The sequence below is a fragment of the Gimesia alba genome, from assembly GCF_007744675.1.
GTDB lineage: Bacteria > Planctomycetota > Planctomycetia > Planctomycetales > Planctomycetaceae > Gimesia > Gimesia alba.
In genome coordinates this window covers 2,907,347-2,927,392 of the sequence record NZ_CP036269.1, presented here as the reverse complement: position 1 = coordinate 2,927,392, position 20,046 = coordinate 2,907,347, and the positions used below count along the sequence as shown (strand labels likewise).

The following is a 20,046-nucleotide window of genomic DNA, read 5'->3' as shown; positions in this document are numbered from 1 at the left end:
TCTACTTAGTTTGTGATCTCAGATTACTCGGCAATGATCTGCCCAATGGCATCCGCCATCCCTTCAATCAGAATCTCCAGACCGCCCCGTTCAAACGGTGTTTGCCACACCTGATATAAATCCAGATCGTACAACTCTGCCGGTGCCAGATATCCGGTGGTCCCGTTGATCAGATTCAGACAGACAATCGTCCGCTCCGGAAATCGTTTTCTGAGTTCGCGCTGCAGAATCGAATACGCCTCGGTGCGGCTGCCGACCAGAATCGTATCCCCCATCCGCCAGACCCAGATAGGCAGTTCCAAAGTGGTTCCATCGCCAATCCCCCGACGAATATTGCGCCGCCGTCGCAAACGTTCTTCCAGCGCCCGATCAGGACACTCCTGCCGCAGGCGTTCCAGCTCCTCCGCAGAAGGCCAGTCTTTTAAAGGCAGCTCCACTTTCACTTCCAGCGCTTTGAGCACCGAACTCGGTTCGACCTGCTCATGCCGCCACACCGCCAGGGGCGCCCCTGATTCCATCACCCCTTCAAATTCCAGGCACGTCATCGCCGGTTCCATATCTTCCAGCGTTGCGAGTGTCGCATATGCCAGCTGACGCCCATGCCGATCTGCCACTTCAGTATCACCGACATACTGATATCGGGGCGACAGTTCGCCTGATGCCCCTTGCATAAACAGAGCAGGGACCCCCAGCGTTTCCCGAATCGTATCCCGCATCGCGCCCGGAAAATCGGGTGAGATCGCCGTGTTCTCCCAGGCCAGCGTCGTTGGATGGCAGGCGTAATTTACAATCACCGCCTTCAGATTTCCTTCACCATCACTGATGCGGCCGACCACCAGCGTATCATCCGCAGGCTCACTCGGATTCCAACCGCACAAGATCCGCTCGGTCCGCGGAGCGGGATCAGGCAGGTCTCTCATTGAGGCCAGTTGACAATGCCCGGTTTTCCAATCCAGCACCGCCTTGCCCACATTTTTGATCGCATCACGTACCGCGACGAGGGAAGCCTGATACACCGTTTCCAGATATTCCGCCAGCGATTCACTCGCCGGCAAATCCGGATCGGGGTCTGTCAAAGGGGGTGACGCATGCGTATGACTCAACCCGAAAATCAAAGCCGACACGTCTATCTCCAGCTCTTCCAGCAAACGCGCCTGAAACCGATTGAACGTCAGTAACGAACGCCACCAGCCCAGGTCCGCATCCAGAAAAATCAAAGGCTGCGCTGCACCAGCCGCATACATCACCAGCGCATTCAAAGTCAGCCGACGGTGAATCGAATCGGCCACGTCATGTTTCGCAGCGCCCCAGTTGCGAGCATAAATTCCCACGGGCGGCGTAATATCCACCGTCGCCACACCGATCTGCCCCTGAAATGCCGACTCCGTTTTCACTTCGATTGTGCGTTCATTCATAACCAGTTCCGTTCTTTTAACTGTGACCCTCAGTCGCCGTCCGCAGCACTCAGCGAAACCGGCTTACCAGTCTCCCACCGCACCATCCCGATAGAATACCCGCTGCACCGTCTCTTGCTCAAACGGATGTTTCTTGACTTCCTCTTCATTGATTGAAATTCCCAGTCCCGGCTTATCGTTCGGCGTCACCGTTCGCGTTTTGGGATCAATCACAAAACCTTCTTCCACGACATCCTGCCTCCAGGGAACATCCTCGTGCACCGACTCGCAGATAATATAACTCGGCTGCGAGAACCCGAATTCCAGCGAAGCCGCCGTACTCACCGGCCCTTGTGGATTGTGCGGCGCCAGTGAAATTCGATGCGCGTCTGCCAGTGCGGCAATCCGCCGTGCTTCAGTGAAACCGCCGCAGTGCGTCAGGTCGAGTTGACAAATCTCGCAGCCCCGCAATGCAAACAGATCGCGAAATGCCGCTAGATGCGTCAACCGTTCGCCCGTCGCAATCGGCGTTGTCACCGCGGCATTGATTCGTGCCAGACTCTCCATCGATTCCGGCCAGCAAGGTTCTTCAAAGAAATACAATCCATAAGGATCGAGGGCTTTCGCAAACTGCAGTCCCATCGCCGGTGAAGGGCGGGCGTGACAATCGACCATGATATCAATGTCGTCACCAACGGCCTCACGCATCGCCGCCACACAATCTTCCGCTGCCTGAATCGGTTTCAAGCCTTCAATCGGCATCGTCGGAGGCACCGCCATCGACTTGAACGCCGTGAACCCGTCCGCGACCGCTTTCTGTGCCAACTCTCCGAATTGCGCCGCGTTGTCCGTCGACGTCTGGTAGAACGACTCCATATTGCCGCCCCCCAGATGACAATACAGGCGAATGTAATCGCGTACTGGACCACCCCACAGCTGATGACAGGGGACGCCATGAATTTTCCCAACAATGTCCCACAGTGCCAGATCGATGCCGGCAATCGCCGTCGAACGCGTCACGCCACTCCCGTGCCAGAAGTGCTGTCGCCACATCATCTGCCATAGATGCTCGACACGGCGGGGATCTTCGCCGATCAACAGTGTAGACAGATCTTCAATCGTCCCCACAATCCCTCGCGTATGCCACTCCAGCGTGGCTTCCCCCCAGCCAAACAGGCCAGGTTGATCGGTGATCACTTTCACAAACACCCAGTTTCTCATCCGGGCATGACACACCAGCGTTTCGATGCGTTCAATTTTCATCGGAGTCGGTTTCCCATCTGTATTAGTTTTATTTTGGTGTCAAAATAACAACATACTCCGATCACAGCAGGGAAGCAAGCCAGATTGAAAAAGAACCGCCCTCAATCATACGGATCGGCGCAGCCAAAAAAAGACGAGTTTCAAACGTTTCACAGACAACAGCTGTGCTTATGAAAACTGTTCCAGCTGATCGTCTTCAAATTCGTCCAGACGTTGTCGTGCCAGCTCGGCCCAGGGTCCCATTTCGTCGAATTCGAGATACACCTTCCAGTGCGGAATCGCTTCTTCCACCCGATTTAACTGATGCAATACCTCGGCGATATGCAGATGCGCATCCGGGTAATCGGGGTGAACCTGCAGCGCGATCTCAAACGCATGCAGGGCCGCCTTCGGATCGCCCAGCTCGTTATGCAGGCAACCCAGCTGGGTCCAGGCTTCGATGTAATCGTGATCCCATTCCACCGCCGCATAATAACGTTCAAGCGCGCCTTCCGTATTCCCGTCCAGATACAGCGCTTCCGCCAGATGCAGGTGCCCCTCGGGCATATCCGGCTGTCCCAATAATGCCAGCCGAAAGGCTTCAATCGCCGACTTCGCATCACCGGCGTCTAAAAACTGGCAGCCTTCCTGAAACCATTCGTCTGAACTCCGATCCTCGGGTTCATCTGTTTTCAGATGCTCGGTGAATTCAATCGTCCCCTCGAACGATTCCTCGTCCGCCAACTCAGGCACCGCGGTTTCTTCCGTCCCGAAATCAAACACCCGCTGACCGCGCCGCGGATCAATCAGCCCATGCTCGTCTTTCAACAGCAGCTGTGCATCCTGAGAGAGCAACGTCAATTGAGAGAGCGGGGCGTCGATCTCGTTAAAGAATTTCCCCAGATGCTGCAGACTGTTTTCCAGATCCCGCGGATGCACGCCCGATTCCAACAGTTGCGACAGCCGCCTGACACTCGCCACTTCCTGAAACGAGAAGTAGGGAAGTCGGAAAATTTTTCGAACCGGCTTAATCAGTCCCTGTCGCTCCCAGCGACGAATCGTCGAGACCGGCAAATCCAGCATCTGTGTCAGCATCGCCGGCGTGTAAAGCTGATCCACATTCACGCCCGGATCACGGAGTTCAATCAACGACAGCCAGTCCGATTCCTTAATGATCTGAATCGCGACTCCTTCGTGAATCAACTCCTGCGCCTGGCTCAAATTCACCGAAGGCGAACCGTCGGCTTCCAGAGGCCAGCCCTCTTCACCCACAACGAGTAACGTCGTCTGCCGACTCACATGCTGGGCGGCTTGACCGCCGTGCTGCTCGACGAACTCCCACGCCTTCTGATGTGTCATTGAGGCAAGCGTCCCCGTAAACACCACACGCTCTCCCTGCAGCGCCGGCGAGCCTTGAAGCAGTTGATCAGGTTGTTCTTCTTCGATTTCTTCCATAAGCCTCAGTAATACAACTTTATTCCGGGAATTTCGAGTAAAAAGGGGGTTATCAGGAGACTCTGCCAAAAATATCATTAGTAAGACCAGTAAACTTTCCCCGAGGATACTGATACACGAATGCGTTGGGTAGCTTTCAGAGCAATCCTTCATTATAAGGGAGCAAAATAAGTGATTTCCCCTTCATGGTACCGTTTGTACCCCGATTTTTGACTATATATCCATGGGAGTTGAAATGTCCGTGCTCGAGTCGTGTGATCCTGAAATCTGGAACTGTATTCAGTCTGAAGCCCAAAGACAGAAACATGGTCTGGAGCTGATCGCTTCTGAAAATTACACCAGCGCCGCCGTCATGGAAGCCGCTGGTTCGATTCTCACGAACAAATACGCCGAAGGGCTCCCCGGACGTCGCTACTACGGCGGTTGTGAATACGTTGACATCGTCGAAAATGTCGCCCGCGACCGCGCCTGCAGTCTCTTCGGAGCCGAATACGCCAACGTCCAGCCGCACTCCGGTTCGCAGGCCAATATGTCGGTCTACTTCACCGTTTTGAAACCGGGCGACACCTTCCTGGCGATGGACCTCGCCCACGGCGGTCACCTGACTCACGGTATGAAACTCAACTTCTCGGGCACGCTTTACAATCCCGTCCCGTACGGCGTTCGCGAAGACAACCACCAGATCGACTACGATCAGGTCGCCAAGCTCGCCCGCGAACACAAACCAAAAATGATCATCGCCGGTGCCTCTGCGTATCCCCGTGAAATCGATCATCCCAAATTCGCCGAAATCGCAGCCGAAGTCGGCGCGACTCTGATGGTCGACATGGCACACTACGCCGGTCTCGTCGCTGGCGGCGTCCACAACAACCCCGTCGAAGTCGCCGACTTCGTCACATCCACCACTCACAAAACCCTGCGTGGTCCCCGATCCGGTTTCGTATTGATGAAAAAGAAATACGCCAAAGACCTGAACCGCGAAGTCTTCCCCGGAATTCAAGGCGGCCCGCTGGAACACGTGATCGCCGGGAAAGCTGTCTGCTTCAAGGAAGCCAGCGAAGATTCCTTTAAAGCCTACGCCCAGCAGATCGTCGCCAACGCGAAGACCCTTGCCGAAACCCTGATGGCAGGCGGCATCAAACTCGCGTCCGGCGGAACCGACAACCACCTCATGCTGTGCGACGTCACCGCGATCGACCTCTCCGGAAAAATCGCCGAAGAAGCTCTCGACAAAGCCGGCATCACCGTCAACAAAAACATGATTCCGTACGACAAACGCAAACCTCTCGATCCCAGTGGAATCCGCATCGGAACCGCCGCCCTCACCACACGCGGCATGAAAGAGGACGAAATGAAAAAGGTCGGTGCCTGGATCCTCCGCGTTCTCGGTGCTCCCGATGACGATTCCACCATCGAAGCCGTCAAAGGCGAAGTCGCCGAATTCACCGAAAGCTTTCCCGTTCCCGGCATCGCATAATACGCACTCATGACACAGCACAACGACCTCGACATCACGACCATCGACTGCACCCAGGACGACGCCACCGCGCTCTTCAGCGAACTCCGCGAAAAGCTCAGCCCGCGCGGCAATGTCGTCTCCGAAGCGGGCCGTCAACGTACGATTGAACTCTTCGGCGCACCACTGTCTCCGCAGGAAGTCGTCGAAAAAATCTGCAACGATGTGCGTGACAAAGGGCGCGAGGCACTGCTCGACTATTCGGCCAAGCTCGACCGCAAACAGCTCACCCCCGATACCATGCGCGTCTCGGCAGACGAACTCAAAGCGGCTCACGAACAGGCCGACCCCGAGTATCTCGCCACGCTGCGTAAGATCCGTGAGAACATCATCGAGTTTCAGTCGGCTCTCTTGCCGGACGACGTCAAAGTGCTCCGCGAGGCAGGGGAGACCCGCGTCGAATTGCGGCAACGTTATCTCCCGCTGAAACGGGTCGGCGTCTGCATTCCCGGCGGTGCCGCCGCCTATCCCTCGACCCTGTTGATGACCGCGATTCCCGCACAGACCGCGGGCGTGAAAGAAATCGTCGTCGTCGTGCCCCCGACTGACTTCGGCGGCTACAACACCGACATCCTCGCCGCCTGTCATGAACTGGGCATCACTGAAATCTACCGCGTGGGTGGAGCCCAAGCCGTCGCCGCACTCGCCTACGGCGTCGAAGGCATCGAACGCGTCGACAAAATTGTCGGTCCCGGTAATCTGTTCGTCGCCCTCGCCAAACGTCACGTCTTTGGTGAAGTCGACATCGACAGCATCGCCGGCCCCAGTGAAGTCATCGTGCTCGCCGACGAAACCGCGAACGCCGAATTCATCGCCAGCGATCTGATCTCGCAAGCCGAGCACAGCCCCGGTTCGGGCGTGTTGATCACCTGGCACAAACCACTGATCGAAGCCGTCCGCACCGCGCTCATCAACCAACTCAACGAACTCCCGCGCGGCGATTTGGCCCGTCAAAGTCTGCTCGACTACGGCGCGTTGATCCTCGCCCGCGATGAAGACGAAGCCGCCCGCTATACCGATCTTTTGGCTCCCGAGCACCTGCACATCTCGACCGCCGATCCCGATCAGCAGTTGGCCAAAATCCAGAACGCCGGTGCGATCTTCATGGGCCACTTTACCCCGGTCGCAACAGGCGACTACTACGCCGGCCCCTCGCACGTCCTCCCGACCGGGGGCACCGCCCGTTTCGCGAACGGCCTCTGTTCGATTGATTTCCTCAAACGTAGCTCGGTGATCTACTACAACCAGGCAGGACTGAAAGGGGACGCCCCCGGCATCACCCTGCTCGCCGAAAAAGAAGGCCTCACCGCCCACGCCGCCAGCGTGACCATCCGTCTGCAAGATGACTAAACGACTACTACTCATTCTCGCACCAGCGATCTCATTCCCTTTGAACCGCGAAACATTTTGCACTTGACCTCCTCGTGCCGTTTGCGAAATTACCAGTTGCGCGTCGCGCGCGTGCTCACTACTTTGAGCAGCGAAACATTTGGAACCACTTCCTGTGATTCACTATCAAAACCGGCCTGTTTTCCATTTTTTCACCTGACCATCGGGAACAAAGCGGCTCAAAAGTTATGCGGGTCGACACACGCCAACACGCGGGAACCCCCTGCGGCACTCACTTGGACACACGTCGGTAGCCATTTGCCCCCTGTTCGCCACTCATGATTTGAGAAAAGCCCGTTGACTGCGGCACGCCGATCCTGAAGATCGTTGTTCATCAACAAAATCTTTCTCACACCTTCCCGCAAAACAGGAATTAGAATCATGACTGACTCCCCTCAAAAAAAACGCGTTCGGACACCCCGAGATACCCAAGCCTTAATTGTCGCACTGATCCAGAAAATGATCAGCCACGGCCACTTCACCTGTGATATCAAAACGGCGATCGCCGAAAAATTCACAATCAGCCGGCGTTCCGTCGAACGTTACATCACCCGCGCCCGCCGCGAGATGCAGCAGGAAGTGGAGAACTATCTGGAACGCCACCGCGCCGAGTCCTTCTTTTTCTACCGCAGCATCGCCGACAGCCCCCACTCCGCAGACCGCGACCGCCTCCGCGCCCGAGAACGCATCGACAAACTCCTCAGCCTCGACACCCAGGCCCCTTCGGAAAATGACCCGGCAGATTTCAAATTGGAAGACTTAAAAAAGATGACCGACGAAGAATTCGACGCCCTGTACCAGAAAAATCTAAAGAAGGCCGATTAAACAACAAACAAAGAATCCTACCCATCGGCACGAGGGAGGGAAGAGGGGATGTTTGCGGAGTGGTGAAGAAACACCAGTAACAGAACTCGTAGTGGCAACCCTGTGTGACCGCCCGCGGTAGCGACGTGCTATGTAAAAGATCTCCCGAACGCTCGCACCGCCCCCATCGCAAACATCAACCAAGTTCAAACCCCATCACAACTGTAGGGGCAACCCTGTGTGGTTGCCCGCGGTATCGACGTGCTATGTGAAAAATCTCCCGAACGTTCGCACCGACACCATCGCAAACATCCACGAAGTTCAAACCCACCAGGCGGGCAGGCACACAGGCCTGCCCCTACGTTTTATTTTGATCCCTGATTTTTATCTTTCGTATCGATAATACTTATCATCGATCCAACGCTGTGGATTGGTCAGAATATATTCGGATATTTCCTGCCACGCCTCTTCATCGCGAATAATGTGTTCATAATAATTCCGTTGCCACAATCGCTGCTGAAACGGTCGCCAACCTTTCGTTTTCACCTGCCGAATATATTCATTCATTGTCATCGACTTAAACCACCCGACAATTGATGCCAGTGAGGATTCACCTTCACTCTCATTCGCATGATTAATTTGAACAATACCATGAAAATGATTGGGCATCACAATGTGTTCAAGAAGTGTCACCATCGGAAATTTATGAGCCAGTTCCCACCACCATTTTTCAATCATATCTCCTGCCGAGTTTTGTTTCATTTCTCCGTTAAGCCGTATTTCACCAAAGAGACATAACTGATTGTGAGTGCAAATCGTGATAAAATACAAACCAGCCTGCGAATAATCATACCCCTGTAATCGAATCGTTTTCCGTTGGGGTAGATTCATAGCGGCTTCTCATATGAAACTGAAACAAAATAATTATTTTCGTAGGGGCAACCCTGTGTGGTTGCCCGCGGTAACGACGTGCTAAGTGAAAAAACTTCCGAACGTCCACACCGGCCCCTTTGCAAGCATCAACCAAGTTCAAACCCGCCAGGCGGGCAGGCTCATAGGCCTGCCCCTTGTATCTATAAACCTCTCGCATCGAATACCAAAACCAAACTCACCGCGGCGGACGCCCTGCGATGAGTACCAGATCTTCGCCGTACCAGCTTAACTTTCGTCCGCCGGCTGCGACTGCTGCTCCAACGCCCCGAATCTTGAGCTGCCGTTTCCCTTTTTCTATGGTGCTGTACCAGTTAAAGGTCGTGTGATAGTCCGGCCTGTAACGCGGCGAGTGGGCTCGATTGTTGGTGTAGAGAACAAGGTCCTTATTATCTTTGGACCGATAGATGGCCTGACGTTGGACACGGGTAAACGTGAGCTTCCAAAACTTCCGATTCACCGGTTTGCCTTTTCCAGAAAGTACATTATTTGGCTTTTCCACAAACGCAACTCGCTCAAATTGCGGATCGATGAAATTTACGATCACCGTCGTGCCATGAAATTCGTAGGTCCCGATTTTGCGATCGCCATCCAGCACCAGATTATCCGGCGTAAAGGCACACGTCAGCCGGACAAATCGAGTCGTACCGGGAAGCACAGCCACGAATTCCCACAAGTCAACGATCGAATCTTTCAATGCCAGCGTCGGCTTGGTGCCGACCATTGACTCTCCTGCATTGGGGGGCATCGTAACCGGAGCAACGATTTCGCTCTTCAGCGTGACACCATTCATCAATACGCGGGCGTCAATATTCCAACCACCGATCCAGTTCCCTTTATAAAACGTCCCGCCTGCTTTCGGCTCTGCTTTGCCCTCTCTGCCGAAATCGACAGTGTCACGAATGAGCGTCCAGGGAAGTCCCTTGCTGGTCTTACCATCGGGCATCAAGACGAGCCGTCCCCCTGCTTCCAGATGCTTACGATAAGTCGTGGCGACTTCCCATACAGAGACCGGTTCAGCCGCTCCAGCGGCTAACGTTCCCAAGCTAAGCAGGATTCCCAGGATGACTCCCGTTCGTTTTATCTTCGTTGTCATTCCAGTCTCTTTCATCGTTGATACCTCAATCAATCACTTCAGGCGCATTTCAATGATCAAATCCTAACTAAGTAAACATTCCACTATAAATGCATCCCCACAGGCATGCAACCGGCGTACAGTAAACACGGCGTTTTCGTACGACAAACCAGCCCATTCACCGCCCCCAACAAAAAATGTAGGGGGAGACCCATGTGTCTCCCCGCGGGGTTGATGTGATCGACAGTAACCAGTTCGAACGCTTTTGATGGTCCCTTTGTGAGAGTCTTTTCATATCGACCATCACCAGGCGGGCGGACACATGGGTCCGCACCCTACATTTCTGGAATCGCACCGGTGCTTACCGTTCAACACGTCGTCTGCCGCCGGTAATAAAATTGCCACCAGAGGGCGCTGATGCCGGCTCCGATGCTGTACCAGAGGATGTCCAACGGGTCGCCGGTGACTCCCTGTGATGTGTAGGCGAACTGGGGGAAGAGAATTTCGTACTGGATCGACCAGACGAACAAAGGCAGCAGGATCTCATACAGTTCAGGCGGCCCGTTATGCGGGCGGGCACGGCAGACGTGGGCAATCAACACCACGATCGGCACAAACAACGGTACGCAGAGCAGGTCGTTAAAATGATTGTGCACGAACCCGCCCACCACCAGCGGCTTGAGCAACCAGCGGTTGACCAGAAACAGCACCAGTGCCGTCAGAAACAGGGGGTCACGCAAATACAGAAACCGCATCAGTCAATGCCCGCTGGGAATGTGCACGGGCAGTAGAAAAATTCCCACTGCGGAGGAAATCACAATCACAACGAAAGTAAACCAGACGTAACGGCCCGTCGTCATCTTCTCCTCCGATTTCTCCGTATCTCTGAGCGAAAGCAGTGTGATGAACGCGACCAGAACACCGGCCATCAGGCCTGCTCTGAGAAAGCCGTCGCGTGCCACTTCCGATTCATCATTGGTCAGAAAGAACTGGCTGAAGGTCGGCAAAGACAGCTCACGGTTGCGGCCATCGTGATAAAGGTCGGCATCAAGGCCAACCCCGCCCGGCTTGCCATCACGCCCCCAAGAGAAGAGTTCATAATTTTCACCTGTGCGTCGATACTGGATCGGATTGCCCCAACCATCTGCGGTAGGATTATCTGACAGGCTCCTGAGTGAATTAAAATCAGGTATCTCAGAGAGCTCATCCGGCAGTGCTTCATGGTCTCTGCGGTAGTCTTCGATCTGCTCCCGTAGGCGCAGCAATGTATAATAACGAGTGAAACTCTGCTTTCTGCAAACATGATACGCACCACGCAAATTGTACCAGGCAGCCACATTCAGAATCACAAAAACGACGAAGCCGCAGAGCAGGGCAATCAGAAGGCGGGGCAACAGTCGTCGAAGCATCGCGTTTATATTTCCCTTTGAGACCGGCAGAGCCGCGACTGAAACCGGGCACCTGTCAGGCTCCCGTATCGCGGCGGATTTCCCTTAAACTACCTGCTGAGATCGTGTTGTCAATCTCATTCTTGTGACCGGAGACCTTTCCTTGCCTTCAATCCAGTTCATCCAGGTACAGCTGCCGTGTTTCTCCCTGCTGGTTCGCTTGCCAGATCTGTCCCGAGCCGACATCCAGACAGGAAAGCCAGCCACCGCCGCAGGCCCAGGTATCGATGCAAATCGCATTGCCGTTCGTGAGCGGCAGACCCGACTTTTGAGACGTGTGGCCGCAAACCATAATTTTCCCCGACTCATGCAACGGCGGATCATCAAAATGTTCCCAGAAAAGAATGTAATCGGGTTGTTCAGCCAGAGGTATCTCGGGATAAGCGCCGGCATGGACGAAAAAATGCGTCTCGGTTTCATAATAAGGTAATAGGCGGCGCCTGAGAAATTCCCAATGTGAATCTGGGATATCAGCCAGCGACCCCGGGTCTCCCTCAAAAGGGGCATAGGAACGCAGGGTCACATCGCCGCCGTATTCCTTCCAGCGCGGAAAAGCGGACTCACTCTCTCTGGCTTGAAGCATCATGATCTCATGATTGCCCCGCAGTGGCTTCAGATCAAACCGGGAGTCGAGGTAGAGTAGATAGTCCAGCACCGCATGCGTATTCGGACCGCGATTGACATAATCCCCGAGCGTAATCAAGGTATCATCGTCACGCAGTCCCACAAACTCGCACAACGTACGCAAGGCCTCATAACAACCATGAATATCTCCAATCGCCAGATCGCGTTTCAAATGAAAACTCCTTAATCTGAGCCTGAATCAGCCCTGCAAACTCGTATCATAGTAACAGACTCACCTGAACTCTGCCTCTGTTTTGAGACGATCCAAGGGCATTCTCTGGTTCTCGAACTGGGTCACCGAAAACTGATTTGCCCGGCCGAACCAGCCGGGCGGACACATGGGTCCGCACCCTACGTTGGCGTTGGCATGTCCTTATTGGAACAGTGAAACCCCGCCAACCGTGAGCGGAATGGCGCTAGCCACCGTTTTTGAACCAGGCCACCCAACACAAAAACGGCAGCTAGCGCCGTGCCGCTCATTTTTTCAGAATGAGTCAGTAAAGTTTTCGTGTGGTTTCGTGTCTTTCGTGGTAGCAAATCCGTTACTAAAACCCGCTCCCCGGTGGCACCGTTGGCTGGCCTAACGGTGAGTGAGAATTCACCGATGACAATCCGTTTCAAGAGCTGGAGACGTCACGCTCACGCCGCCGCGCGTTCCTTCGAAAACTATTTCCCGAAATTATTTCAAAATTCTGAACTCTGATATTTTAAATTCTGCAAAGATTGGTAACTTACTCGTCGATATGAATATCTTAGTTCATATCTGTTTCTCAACCTCCTTTTTACTGGAGACACTGCGATGGCCAAATCTACTTCTAAGATTGGGCAAGGTGCCAAAAAACAAACTGGCAAAACCGCTGAAACAACAAAAACTGCCAAAGGAAAAACCAGCAAGAAGAAATAAGCTTCTCGCCTGATTCTTAGCAGAATGACAGCCCCCTGTTTTTGATGTTTTCGAACTCAAACACAGGGGGAAATTTTTTGCGTCCGCCTTTATCGAACTGGTCCGTGGTGAGTGAGAAGTCGCCGACCCGATAGAATTTGTAGGGGCAACCCTGTGTGGTTGCCCGCGGTATCGATGTGATTTGTGTGAAGGCGTTTGAATGCTTCAGGCGACTCCATCGCAAGAGTAAGCCAAATCAAGCCCGCCAGGCGGGCAGGCACATAGACCTGCCCCTACGTTTTTATGAACCGATCGCGTGTTCCGGAAACGCTCGTATTTCCTGCAATCCCAGATGCTGTTCGCATCTTTTCGTATTTTTCGTGGTAGAAAACCACTGATTTCAGGATCGGCGTTCCTGCTGTCGTAAAAAGGCCAGCACGTCGCGGCAGCCGCGTTGAATCTGGGCACTCATCACTTTGCGGGCCAGGGGACCGTCGCCGGCGCGCAACGCTTCCAGCAACTGCTGTTTGCTGTCACAGGTTTTCTCAGCCAGGTCCAGCGTCAACAGTTTCGAGCTGTTCCGCTGTGACTCAAACACGGTTGACACCGCACGATGTTCGCGAATCACTTTGGCAATCAACCGATTGCGCGAGGCGTCGATCACAATCTCATGAAAGGCTTCTTCCAGATCCAACCAGCGATGGAACTGGGCCGGCGTGGCATGCCCGTCGCTCCGGCCGCGAATGAGCTCCCGGATTTCGTGAAACTCCACCAACAGCGCGTCGAGGTCATCCAGTTGGTGCGGCGTAATGTACCGCGCCGCCTCCGCAGCAGCACAGCTTTCTAACGCATCCCGTAGTACATACAGTTCTTCCAAATCTTCCCGATTCGGATTCCGCACGAAGGCGCCCGCGCCGGGAACATGCTCGACCAGGCCTTCCGAGACCAGCCGATGAATGGCTTCCCGCACCGGAATCACACTCACGCCGATTTTCGACGCCAGCTTCCGGTTCACCAGCTGCACGCCGGGCACCAGCGCCCCGTCCTGCAGTTCCTGCTTGATAAATCGATAAGCACGATCCGCCAGATTTTCAGTAACTTCATACATCTCTGGTTTTCCGGTTGACAGACAGACTTTCAGTTCTCACAATCAGACTATGTTATAACATGTTATTACTGTATGTCAATTTCCCCCCTTAATCCAGTTTCCTCATCAGAAGCGCGCACTATGAAAACCTTGTTGACTCTGCTGACTCTCTTCATTTTCACTTCCGACCTCAACGCCGCCGATCCACTGCCACTGGTAGATGTCTCTAAACAGACCGACCGGCAGACGGTCATTGCCGCCGGAACTCCTAAAGTCTATCAGGGGCACCCGACCACGCTGCTGATGCCCGATCAGAAAACCATCTTCTGCGTCTGGTGCGTGAATCACGGCGGCTCGGCGGGACCGATGGCGCGCAGCACCGATGGTGGGAAAACCTGGCAACGGGTTGATCAAACATTACCCGCCGGTTACACCACACATCAGAATTGTCCCAGTATCTACCGCATGGTAGACCCGGCAGGCAAAGCACGGCTCTGGGTCTTCTCTGCCGCCAAAGGAACACGTAGCGGCCCCGGGATGCCCAGCATCATGAGCGAAGATGAGGGCAAGACCTGGAAAGAAATGCCGCCCCTCGGCTTTCCCTGTGTGATGACCTTTAGCAGCATGGTGCGATTGAAAGACGGTCGCTATCTGGGACTGTACCATCGCGGACCGGACGGAAAAGATCGTGCACCGCTGGTGGTCCTGCAAACCATTTCCGCTGATGGCGGCTTTACCTGGTCTCAACCGCACGTGGTCGCCGAAGTCAAAGGGAAAAACCCGTGTGAACCCTGTGTCTTCCGTAGCCCGGATGGAAACCAACTCTGTTGCCTGATGCGCGAAAACACGCACAAAGGCCGCAGCCTGATGATGTTCAGCAATGACGAAGGCAAAACCTGGACGAAGCCGGTCGACACGCCCTGGGGATTAACCGGCGATCGACACAAAGAGGTCTTCACCAAAGACGGCCAGTTGGTTGTCTGCTTCCGTGATCAGGCGCCCGGCAGTTCCACCCGCGGCCATTTTGTCGCCTGGGTCGGCACCTATGATGACATCGTCAACGGTCGCGACGGTAAATTTCGGATCAAGCTGTTACACCACTACGGCCGGAAAGGGGACTGCGGATACCCGGGCGTCGAACTCCTGCCAGACGGAACGATCGTCGCCACCACGTATGTCAAATACCGTGACGATGAAGCCAAAAACTCAGTCATTTCCGTCCGGTTCAACTTAGACGACCTGCCGCCGAAATCCGATAATTAAGCATTGTCCAATAATAAAAAGTAGGGAAAACCCTGTGTGGTCGCCCGCGGTATCGACGTGGTATATGTGAAACCAGTAGCCTCAAATGAAATTCGGCGGGTGGCACCGTTGGCTTGTCCAACGGTGAGTGAGAAATCTCTCCCCCAACAAAAAATGTAGGGGGAGACCCATGTGTCTCCCCGCGGTACTCACATTGATTGTGTAATGTTGAACGAACTCTTCTACCGGTCCCATTCGACCGAGGAGATAAATCGACCATCGCCAGGCGGGCGGACACATAGGTCCGCCCCCTACGAAGACGAAATCGATCGCTTTATTCAATCCGCGCCGCGACAGCGTTCTGCCAGTCGATTGATGGTCGCGACCGCCGCCGTCATGCGATTGCGGGCAGGTGGGTTGGCCGTATGGACCTGGATTACAGGAGGATCGAAATCACTGGTGGCGACAGTCTCTTCAATCCAGAGCAGCACATCATACCCGGTTCCCCGTGCGTCATCGCCCAGATCATGGTCGAGACTGATCTCCCGCACCGTTTCTGTTTTAAGCAAGGAAATCGCTTCTTGAGGCCAACGTACCTGCCGCCAACCCGGCGGCGCCTGTCGTTCATCGTCCAGATAAACCCGCATGTGTCTGTTCTTTCGATCATAAATAGGAGCATAAAACAGGAGTGGTTCTCGTATTCTGATCAGACACAAAAGCACAAAAAAAGTTCGGGGAATGCCTTCAGCCGACATATCGACCAAGGACAAAACGCTACTGATAAAGCCTTAACCGAAGATTTCCTGTTATTCAGAACAGTGCAGGGAGGCTCATGGAATGCATCTATGGGAAATGGCCAGGTGACAATAAGTCTGCCCCGTTACTGAGATCGTATGGCAATCAGTATAATGCCTGTTCGCAACATGTTGACAGCCAAGCAAAAAATAGCAACCATGACCTTCAGGATTCCTGATACCTAAACCACGCTGATATAGCGGAAGTTGACGTTGCTTGCCGACACATTCCCCCGGTCGATCTCCGGACTGTTCGTGTTCGAAGTGCCAATTATTCTGCGCGTGCTCTCCACGGGGAGGGCGAGCAGTTGTCGTAAACACGGGAATACAACAGTAGATACAATACAATTCCTGCTGCCCCGCATTCTCGACATGAACGATCGTATGATTCGTGACAAACTCTTCAATCGCTTTAGAATCATAATTCTGAATGGCCCTCGCGATTTTTTTTCTGACAGGAGAAGCAGTTTTTCTACTAGTAAGTGCATAAATCATGAGAGACCTTTGATAGAGAGTTGAAGAAAACCCAAACCAGTTCATCAGCCGCATCTGATCAATCGTCAGATAACTCCTCAATCAATTTTGCTCATCGCATACCCCAGTCCCAAGGCACCCGCTTCCAGGCAGGCGAACAGAATCACCAGCCACAAACGATTCGCGAAATTGAACGAGATCACCGACACCACATTCGGAATCTGGCTGAAGGCGTTCCAGATAAAATCTCTCAACGATGACTTTTTTGCCCGCCTGATGTTCCCAGCGTCTTCCATACGTTCGTCCTGCCCGACAGCCGTGGGATCAGCAACATTGGTGCTGCTGTCTGCTTGTCGCCAGCCTTCTTCTGAATGGGCATAAGCGGCTGCGAAAAAGGCCCAGCCAAAGAAAGCGATCGCCAACATCAACATCACGATGACTTTTGTCGTTGATGCTTCACCGTCAGTATTTTTTCTACTCATTGTTGTTACTCTCTAATCATTACCTGTTCGATTCCAGCTTCACTACGTTGTTCGTCTGGTTGATTTTTCTATGTGAGAATTTGAAGCATTGACTCACTACCGGTCTCTCAATAGAGTAGACAGCAACAAAACAAGTTCATCTCATCTACAACACATCAAGCATGAAAGCATCACAAATACTTGCCTTCCACCCCTGATTTCTTACACGCTTTTTTATACACTTTCTTCATTCCTTTTTCGGAAACCAGATCGGGCCGCAAATCGTAAATCTTGTCGTAGGTTTCCACGATCTTGGGATAATCGTTCGCATTTTCATGAATCCCGGCGATCTCTATAATCACATCCAGATTATCGGGATCGATCGACAAGCACTTTTCAAACGCCTGCATCGCTTTGCCGGTTTTTCCCATCAATCGTTCTGTTTTGCCGATCTGATAGAGAATAAAAATATCTTCCGGGCTCAATTCATGAGCGGCCTGATAGCTCTGAACGGCACGATCCAGATTCCCTTGAATTTCATGCCAGCGGGCAGAAACGATTTCCGCTTCATGATGCATCTCCTGCGACTTTAAGACGGCAAGAATCGAATTCGCGTCATCAATTTCCTGCAGCAGATACAGGTTCTCCAGCGCCCCCGAAAACAAAAGTCCTACGTTAATCGGCTCGGGATCGCCTTCAACATGAATCTCTTTTTTTCCGCTCTGAACCTGTTCAATCCAGTTTTTAAAATTGCTACGAATATCATCCCGGATCGGCTCCATCTTCTCCAGCGGAATATGAGTGCCGATCCCACAGTTACTGCACTCGTTCAAAATTTGGGAACGCGGGCCTGCCGGGAACAGAGGGATAAAATAAATGTGTCCAAACTTCCGGGCCTCGTAACTGGTCTGGCTCGTATAGTGCCCACAATGATCACACGTGCCCTGCGATTCCACCACATTTTCTTTGAAGTACATTCTGGAGCCGTAAATAATCATCGCTGTACCTTTCGCCAACCCGCCTCAAGAAAAGAAACCTGAATCCACACAGACCCGCACAAAAAAACATTATGGCAGACACTATCCCCATGTCAATCATGTGCGCATTACTAGTTAATGTCAACCAGACCAGTCTGCACCACAAACGCATCATCAAGCAACACCGGCACAACGCCACTGATATCGAACTCTGCCGCGATTTCCACATCACGCACAAAACCGCGTTCTTCCAATTCGCGACCCGATGCGCAGGAGAGCAAACGCTCTGGTAACTGATCCGCAGCATCTTCAAAGGCAGCGACAGCCAACGACGATTCAGGAGAGCGTATTCCTGTTAGCTGGTTGATGATCGCACCCGCACCAATGAGATCTTCAATCGCGGGACGCAACGAACCGTCGGCCCAGCGTTCCCCCGCCGGAACAACTGTGATCCGCCGCCCAGCCGCTTGTGCCTGTCGGGCGACTGCTGATGCATTCCGCAAGCAGCCCGCAAACACGGTCGCACCATGCGACATCGCCGCGAACGACAGGGTCGAACCGTTGGGAGAGGGAAGCACCAGCCGCAGTCCGCGGGGAGCGGTGATTAGCGAAGAGGGAGCCAGTGAATACTGGCCCGGCAGACTGTTGCGCGAACTGGCCAACTCCGCCGAACGCTGTTGTGCATACGCTTGTGCCGAAGCGTCTTTCCAGCGGTAAGGAAACACCGTCACTCCCCGGCTCACCGCCACTTCGACGCTTGTCGAGAATGATAAAACATCGACGATCACAATCACATCGGACGAGGTCATTTGCTCTACGCCGGGCAGACCCCACTCACAACGAATGTCATATGGTTCCTGATCAAACCAGGTCATCGTTATTTCGCTTCATTGCCAGACAACTCATTCAGGTAACTCCGCAATCGGATGGAGAGATCGATATACTTTCTCGCTTGCTCCTCGGAGAACGTATAGCCTTCGGCATGCACGATCTTGTTTCGCAACAGACGCAGGTCGTTAAATATTTTGCAATGCCGTTCGTCGAGCAGGTTCTCGTTTTCTAACGTATCCTGGATCAGTTTGTACGGGGTCGCGGTGTCATAATCCAATCGGTGTCCCTTCGCTTGAATCAAGACGCGCGCGGCAGATTCAACCGATTTCCAGGCCTCAATCACAGCGACCGTCGGCGAAATACTGGCAAGCTCATACAGGTCAATCTCAACACTTTCCAGCTTCCGTTCCCGCGGAGGTTCATTCAGAGAAACCTCTTGCGCTTCGGCTTCAATTTTTTCGATACTCTCACGGAAACTGACTTCGAGGTCTTTATATTTGAGCTTCTTCGTCTTTAAGAGCAACCGGGCCAGTGATTCGCGCAGAATGACCACCACAATGATCACGGTCACCGGCCAAACCAGGATTTCTAATACTTCGTTCATCTTGATCCTATTTGCTTATTCAGAACGCCAGAGAGATACTTCTTGATTTTTGACGGCCCACCACCCACATCAAATCTGCAACCGGGAGACACTCGGCTCGTCGATATCTTCCCGATTTTCAAGGGCCGCCCGGATAGCCAGCTTCACGCCGGCAGTTGAAGTCTCAGCCGACATACTCGGCGCCCCCAGATTTTCCTCCAGCGCCGCCACACAAGGCAGGTGCGGCAGATGAATCCAGCCTGCGCGAATCGGCAATTGCTTCTGTGCGATGTGATGCAGAATGCCGTACATCAGGTGATTACAACCGAAGGTTCCCGCCGCATCAGAAATATCGGACGGAATCCCTTCGGATCGCATCGCCTTGACCATCGCACGCAGCGGTACTGTTGAATAATAGGCCACCGGTCCTTCCGGTACTGTCAATTGTCCCTGCGGTGCCGCCCCCGCATTGTCGGCCAACTGGTAGCGCGTCGCATCATTCAAATTCTGTGCCAGTCGCTCTACCGTGATCATCGAGCGACCACCGTATTCTCCCAGCATGAACACCAAAGACGGTTCCAGCTCCGCGATTGCCGCACTCACCACATCGATGCATTCAAAGAACACGTTCGGCACAATCCGGGATACAATTTTCGCTTCGCCAATCACGGTCCCGTCCAGGGCCCGCGCCACGGACTCTGCCGGGTTGACCGGAGTGTTTCCAAAAGGTCCGTAGCCTGTCAATAATACGTTCGTCATCAGTGGTCCTTCCTGAGCCCATGTGAAATATCATGCGAAACCTGATCCGAGGTAGCGTCTCTCCATTCGAACGCTCCT

Annotated in this window: 20 protein-coding genes; 4 read left to right on the top strand and 16 right to left on the bottom strand. The window is 53.5% G+C overall.

Annotation, left to right across the window (positions count from 1 at the left end; genetic code table 11):
• Nucleotides 1-23: 23 nt before the first annotated feature.
• From Pan241w_RS10985 to Pan241w_RS10975, 3 genes are all read right to left on the bottom strand, one after another.
• Nucleotides 24-1,415, bottom strand: a complete 1,392-nt coding sequence (locus Pan241w_RS10985) for an alkaline ceramidase (protein ID WP_145215099.1) — start codon at nt 1,413-1,415, stop codon at nt 24-26.
• A 63-nt stretch (nt 1,416-1,478) separates the two neighbouring features.
• The gene (locus Pan241w_RS10980; protein WP_145215096.1) at nt 1,479-2,657 is read right to left on the bottom strand and encodes an enolase C-terminal domain-like protein; all 1,179 of its coding nucleotides are present in this window, start codon (nt 2,655-2,657) and stop codon (nt 1,479-1,481) included.
• Between the two features lie 168 nt (nt 2,658-2,825).
• Complete coding sequence (locus tag Pan241w_RS10975; protein WP_145215093.1) at nt 2,826-4,091, bottom strand: tetratricopeptide repeat protein; 1,266 nt, start codon at nt 4,089-4,091, stop codon at nt 2,826-2,828.
• Nucleotides 4,092-4,326: 235 nt separating this feature from the next.
• Here Pan241w_RS10975 and glyA point away from each other — a divergent pair, with 235 nt between their 5' ends.
• A complete protein-coding gene (glyA, locus tag Pan241w_RS10970) occupies nt 4,327-5,568 on the top strand; it encodes a serine hydroxymethyltransferase (protein ID WP_145215090.1) in 1,242 nt (413 codons plus the stop codon).
• 9 nt (nt 5,569-5,577) lie between these two features.
• Complete coding sequence (gene hisD, locus Pan241w_RS10965; protein ID WP_145215087.1) at nt 5,578-6,957, top strand: histidinol dehydrogenase; 1,380 nt, start codon at nt 5,578-5,580, stop codon at nt 6,955-6,957.
• Nucleotides 6,958-7,175: 218 nt separating this feature from the next.
• On the opposite strand, the gene Pan241w_RS29375 is transcribed toward hisD, so the two are convergent.
• On the bottom strand, nt 7,176-7,331 hold the full coding sequence (locus Pan241w_RS29375) for a hypothetical protein (RefSeq protein WP_198000467.1): 156 nt from the start codon (nt 7,329-7,331) through the stop codon (nt 7,176-7,178).
• A 46-nt stretch (nt 7,332-7,377) separates the two neighbouring features.
• Here Pan241w_RS29375 and Pan241w_RS10960 point away from each other — a divergent pair, with 46 nt between their 5' ends.
• Nucleotides 7,378-7,821, top strand: a complete 444-nt coding sequence (locus Pan241w_RS10960) for a hypothetical protein (protein WP_145215084.1) — start codon at nt 7,378-7,380, stop codon at nt 7,819-7,821.
• A 363-nt stretch (nt 7,822-8,184) separates the two neighbouring features.
• On the opposite strand, the gene Pan241w_RS10955 is transcribed toward Pan241w_RS10960, so the two are convergent.
• From Pan241w_RS10955 to Pan241w_RS10930, 6 genes are all read right to left on the bottom strand, one after another.
• Entirely contained in the window at nt 8,185-8,691 is a 507-nt protein-coding gene (locus Pan241w_RS10955; protein ID WP_145215081.1) for a transposase, read from the bottom strand.
• 217 nt (nt 8,692-8,908) lie between these two features.
• Nucleotides 8,909-9,826, bottom strand: coding sequence for a hypothetical protein (locus Pan241w_RS10950; protein ID WP_232107414.1), 918 nt, complete (start codon nt 9,824-9,826; stop codon nt 8,909-8,911).
• A gap of 347 nt (nt 9,827-10,173) precedes the next feature.
• On the bottom strand, nt 10,174-10,560 hold the full coding sequence (locus tag Pan241w_RS10945; protein WP_145215075.1) for a hypothetical protein: 387 nt from the start codon (nt 10,558-10,560) through the stop codon (nt 10,174-10,176).
• Between the two features lie 3 nt (nt 10,561-10,563).
• Nucleotides 10,564-11,214 (bottom strand): type II secretion system protein GspG, encoded by a 651-nt coding sequence (locus Pan241w_RS10940; protein ID WP_145215072.1) that lies wholly within the window; start codon nt 11,212-11,214, stop codon nt 10,564-10,566.
• A 148-nt stretch (nt 11,215-11,362) separates the two neighbouring features.
• Nucleotides 11,363-12,049 (bottom strand): metallophosphoesterase family protein, encoded by a 687-nt coding sequence (locus Pan241w_RS10935; RefSeq protein ID WP_145215069.1) that lies wholly within the window; start codon nt 12,047-12,049, stop codon nt 11,363-11,365.
• 1,111 nt (nt 12,050-13,160) lie between these two features.
• Nucleotides 13,161-13,868, bottom strand: a complete 708-nt coding sequence (locus Pan241w_RS10930; protein ID WP_145215066.1) for a GntR family transcriptional regulator — start codon at nt 13,866-13,868, stop codon at nt 13,161-13,163.
• Nucleotides 13,869-13,988: 120 nt separating this feature from the next.
• On the opposite strand from Pan241w_RS10930, the gene Pan241w_RS10925 reads away from it, so the two are divergent.
• Nucleotides 13,989-15,110, top strand: a complete 1,122-nt coding sequence (locus Pan241w_RS10925) for a sialidase family protein (RefSeq protein ID WP_145215063.1) — start codon at nt 13,989-13,991, stop codon at nt 15,108-15,110.
• 317 nt (nt 15,111-15,427) lie between these two features.
• On the opposite strand, the gene Pan241w_RS10920 is transcribed toward Pan241w_RS10925, so the two are convergent.
• The 6 genes from Pan241w_RS10920 to pcp all read right to left on the bottom strand — a co-directional run bounded on the left by Pan241w_RS10920 (nt 15,428) and on the right by pcp (nt 19,968).
• A complete protein-coding gene (locus tag Pan241w_RS10920; RefSeq protein ID WP_145215060.1) occupies nt 15,428-15,736 on the bottom strand; it encodes a cyclic-phosphate processing receiver domain-containing protein in 309 nt (102 codons plus the stop codon).
• Nucleotides 15,737-16,455: 719 nt separating this feature from the next.
• Entirely contained in the window at nt 16,456-16,839 is a 384-nt protein-coding gene (locus tag Pan241w_RS10915) for a hypothetical protein (protein WP_145215056.1), read from the bottom strand.
• A gap of 170 nt (nt 16,840-17,009) precedes the next feature.
• A complete protein-coding gene (locus tag Pan241w_RS10910; RefSeq protein WP_145215054.1) occupies nt 17,010-17,816 on the bottom strand; it encodes a tetratricopeptide repeat protein in 807 nt (268 codons plus the stop codon).
• A 110-nt stretch (nt 17,817-17,926) separates the two neighbouring features.
• Nucleotides 17,927-18,670: a 2-phosphosulfolactate phosphatase gene (locus Pan241w_RS10905; protein WP_145215051.1), complete on the bottom strand. Its 744-nt coding sequence runs from the start codon at nt 18,668-18,670 to the stop codon at nt 17,927-17,929.
• Between the two features lie 2 nt (nt 18,671-18,672).
• Entirely contained in the window at nt 18,673-19,230 is a 558-nt protein-coding gene (locus Pan241w_RS10900) for a hypothetical protein (RefSeq protein WP_145215048.1), read from the bottom strand.
• Nucleotides 19,231-19,299: 69 nt separating this feature from the next.
• Nucleotides 19,300-19,968, bottom strand: coding sequence for a pyroglutamyl-peptidase I (gene pcp / locus Pan241w_RS10895; protein ID WP_145215045.1), 669 nt, complete (start codon nt 19,966-19,968; stop codon nt 19,300-19,302).
• Nucleotides 19,969-20,046 lie beyond the last annotated feature (78 nt).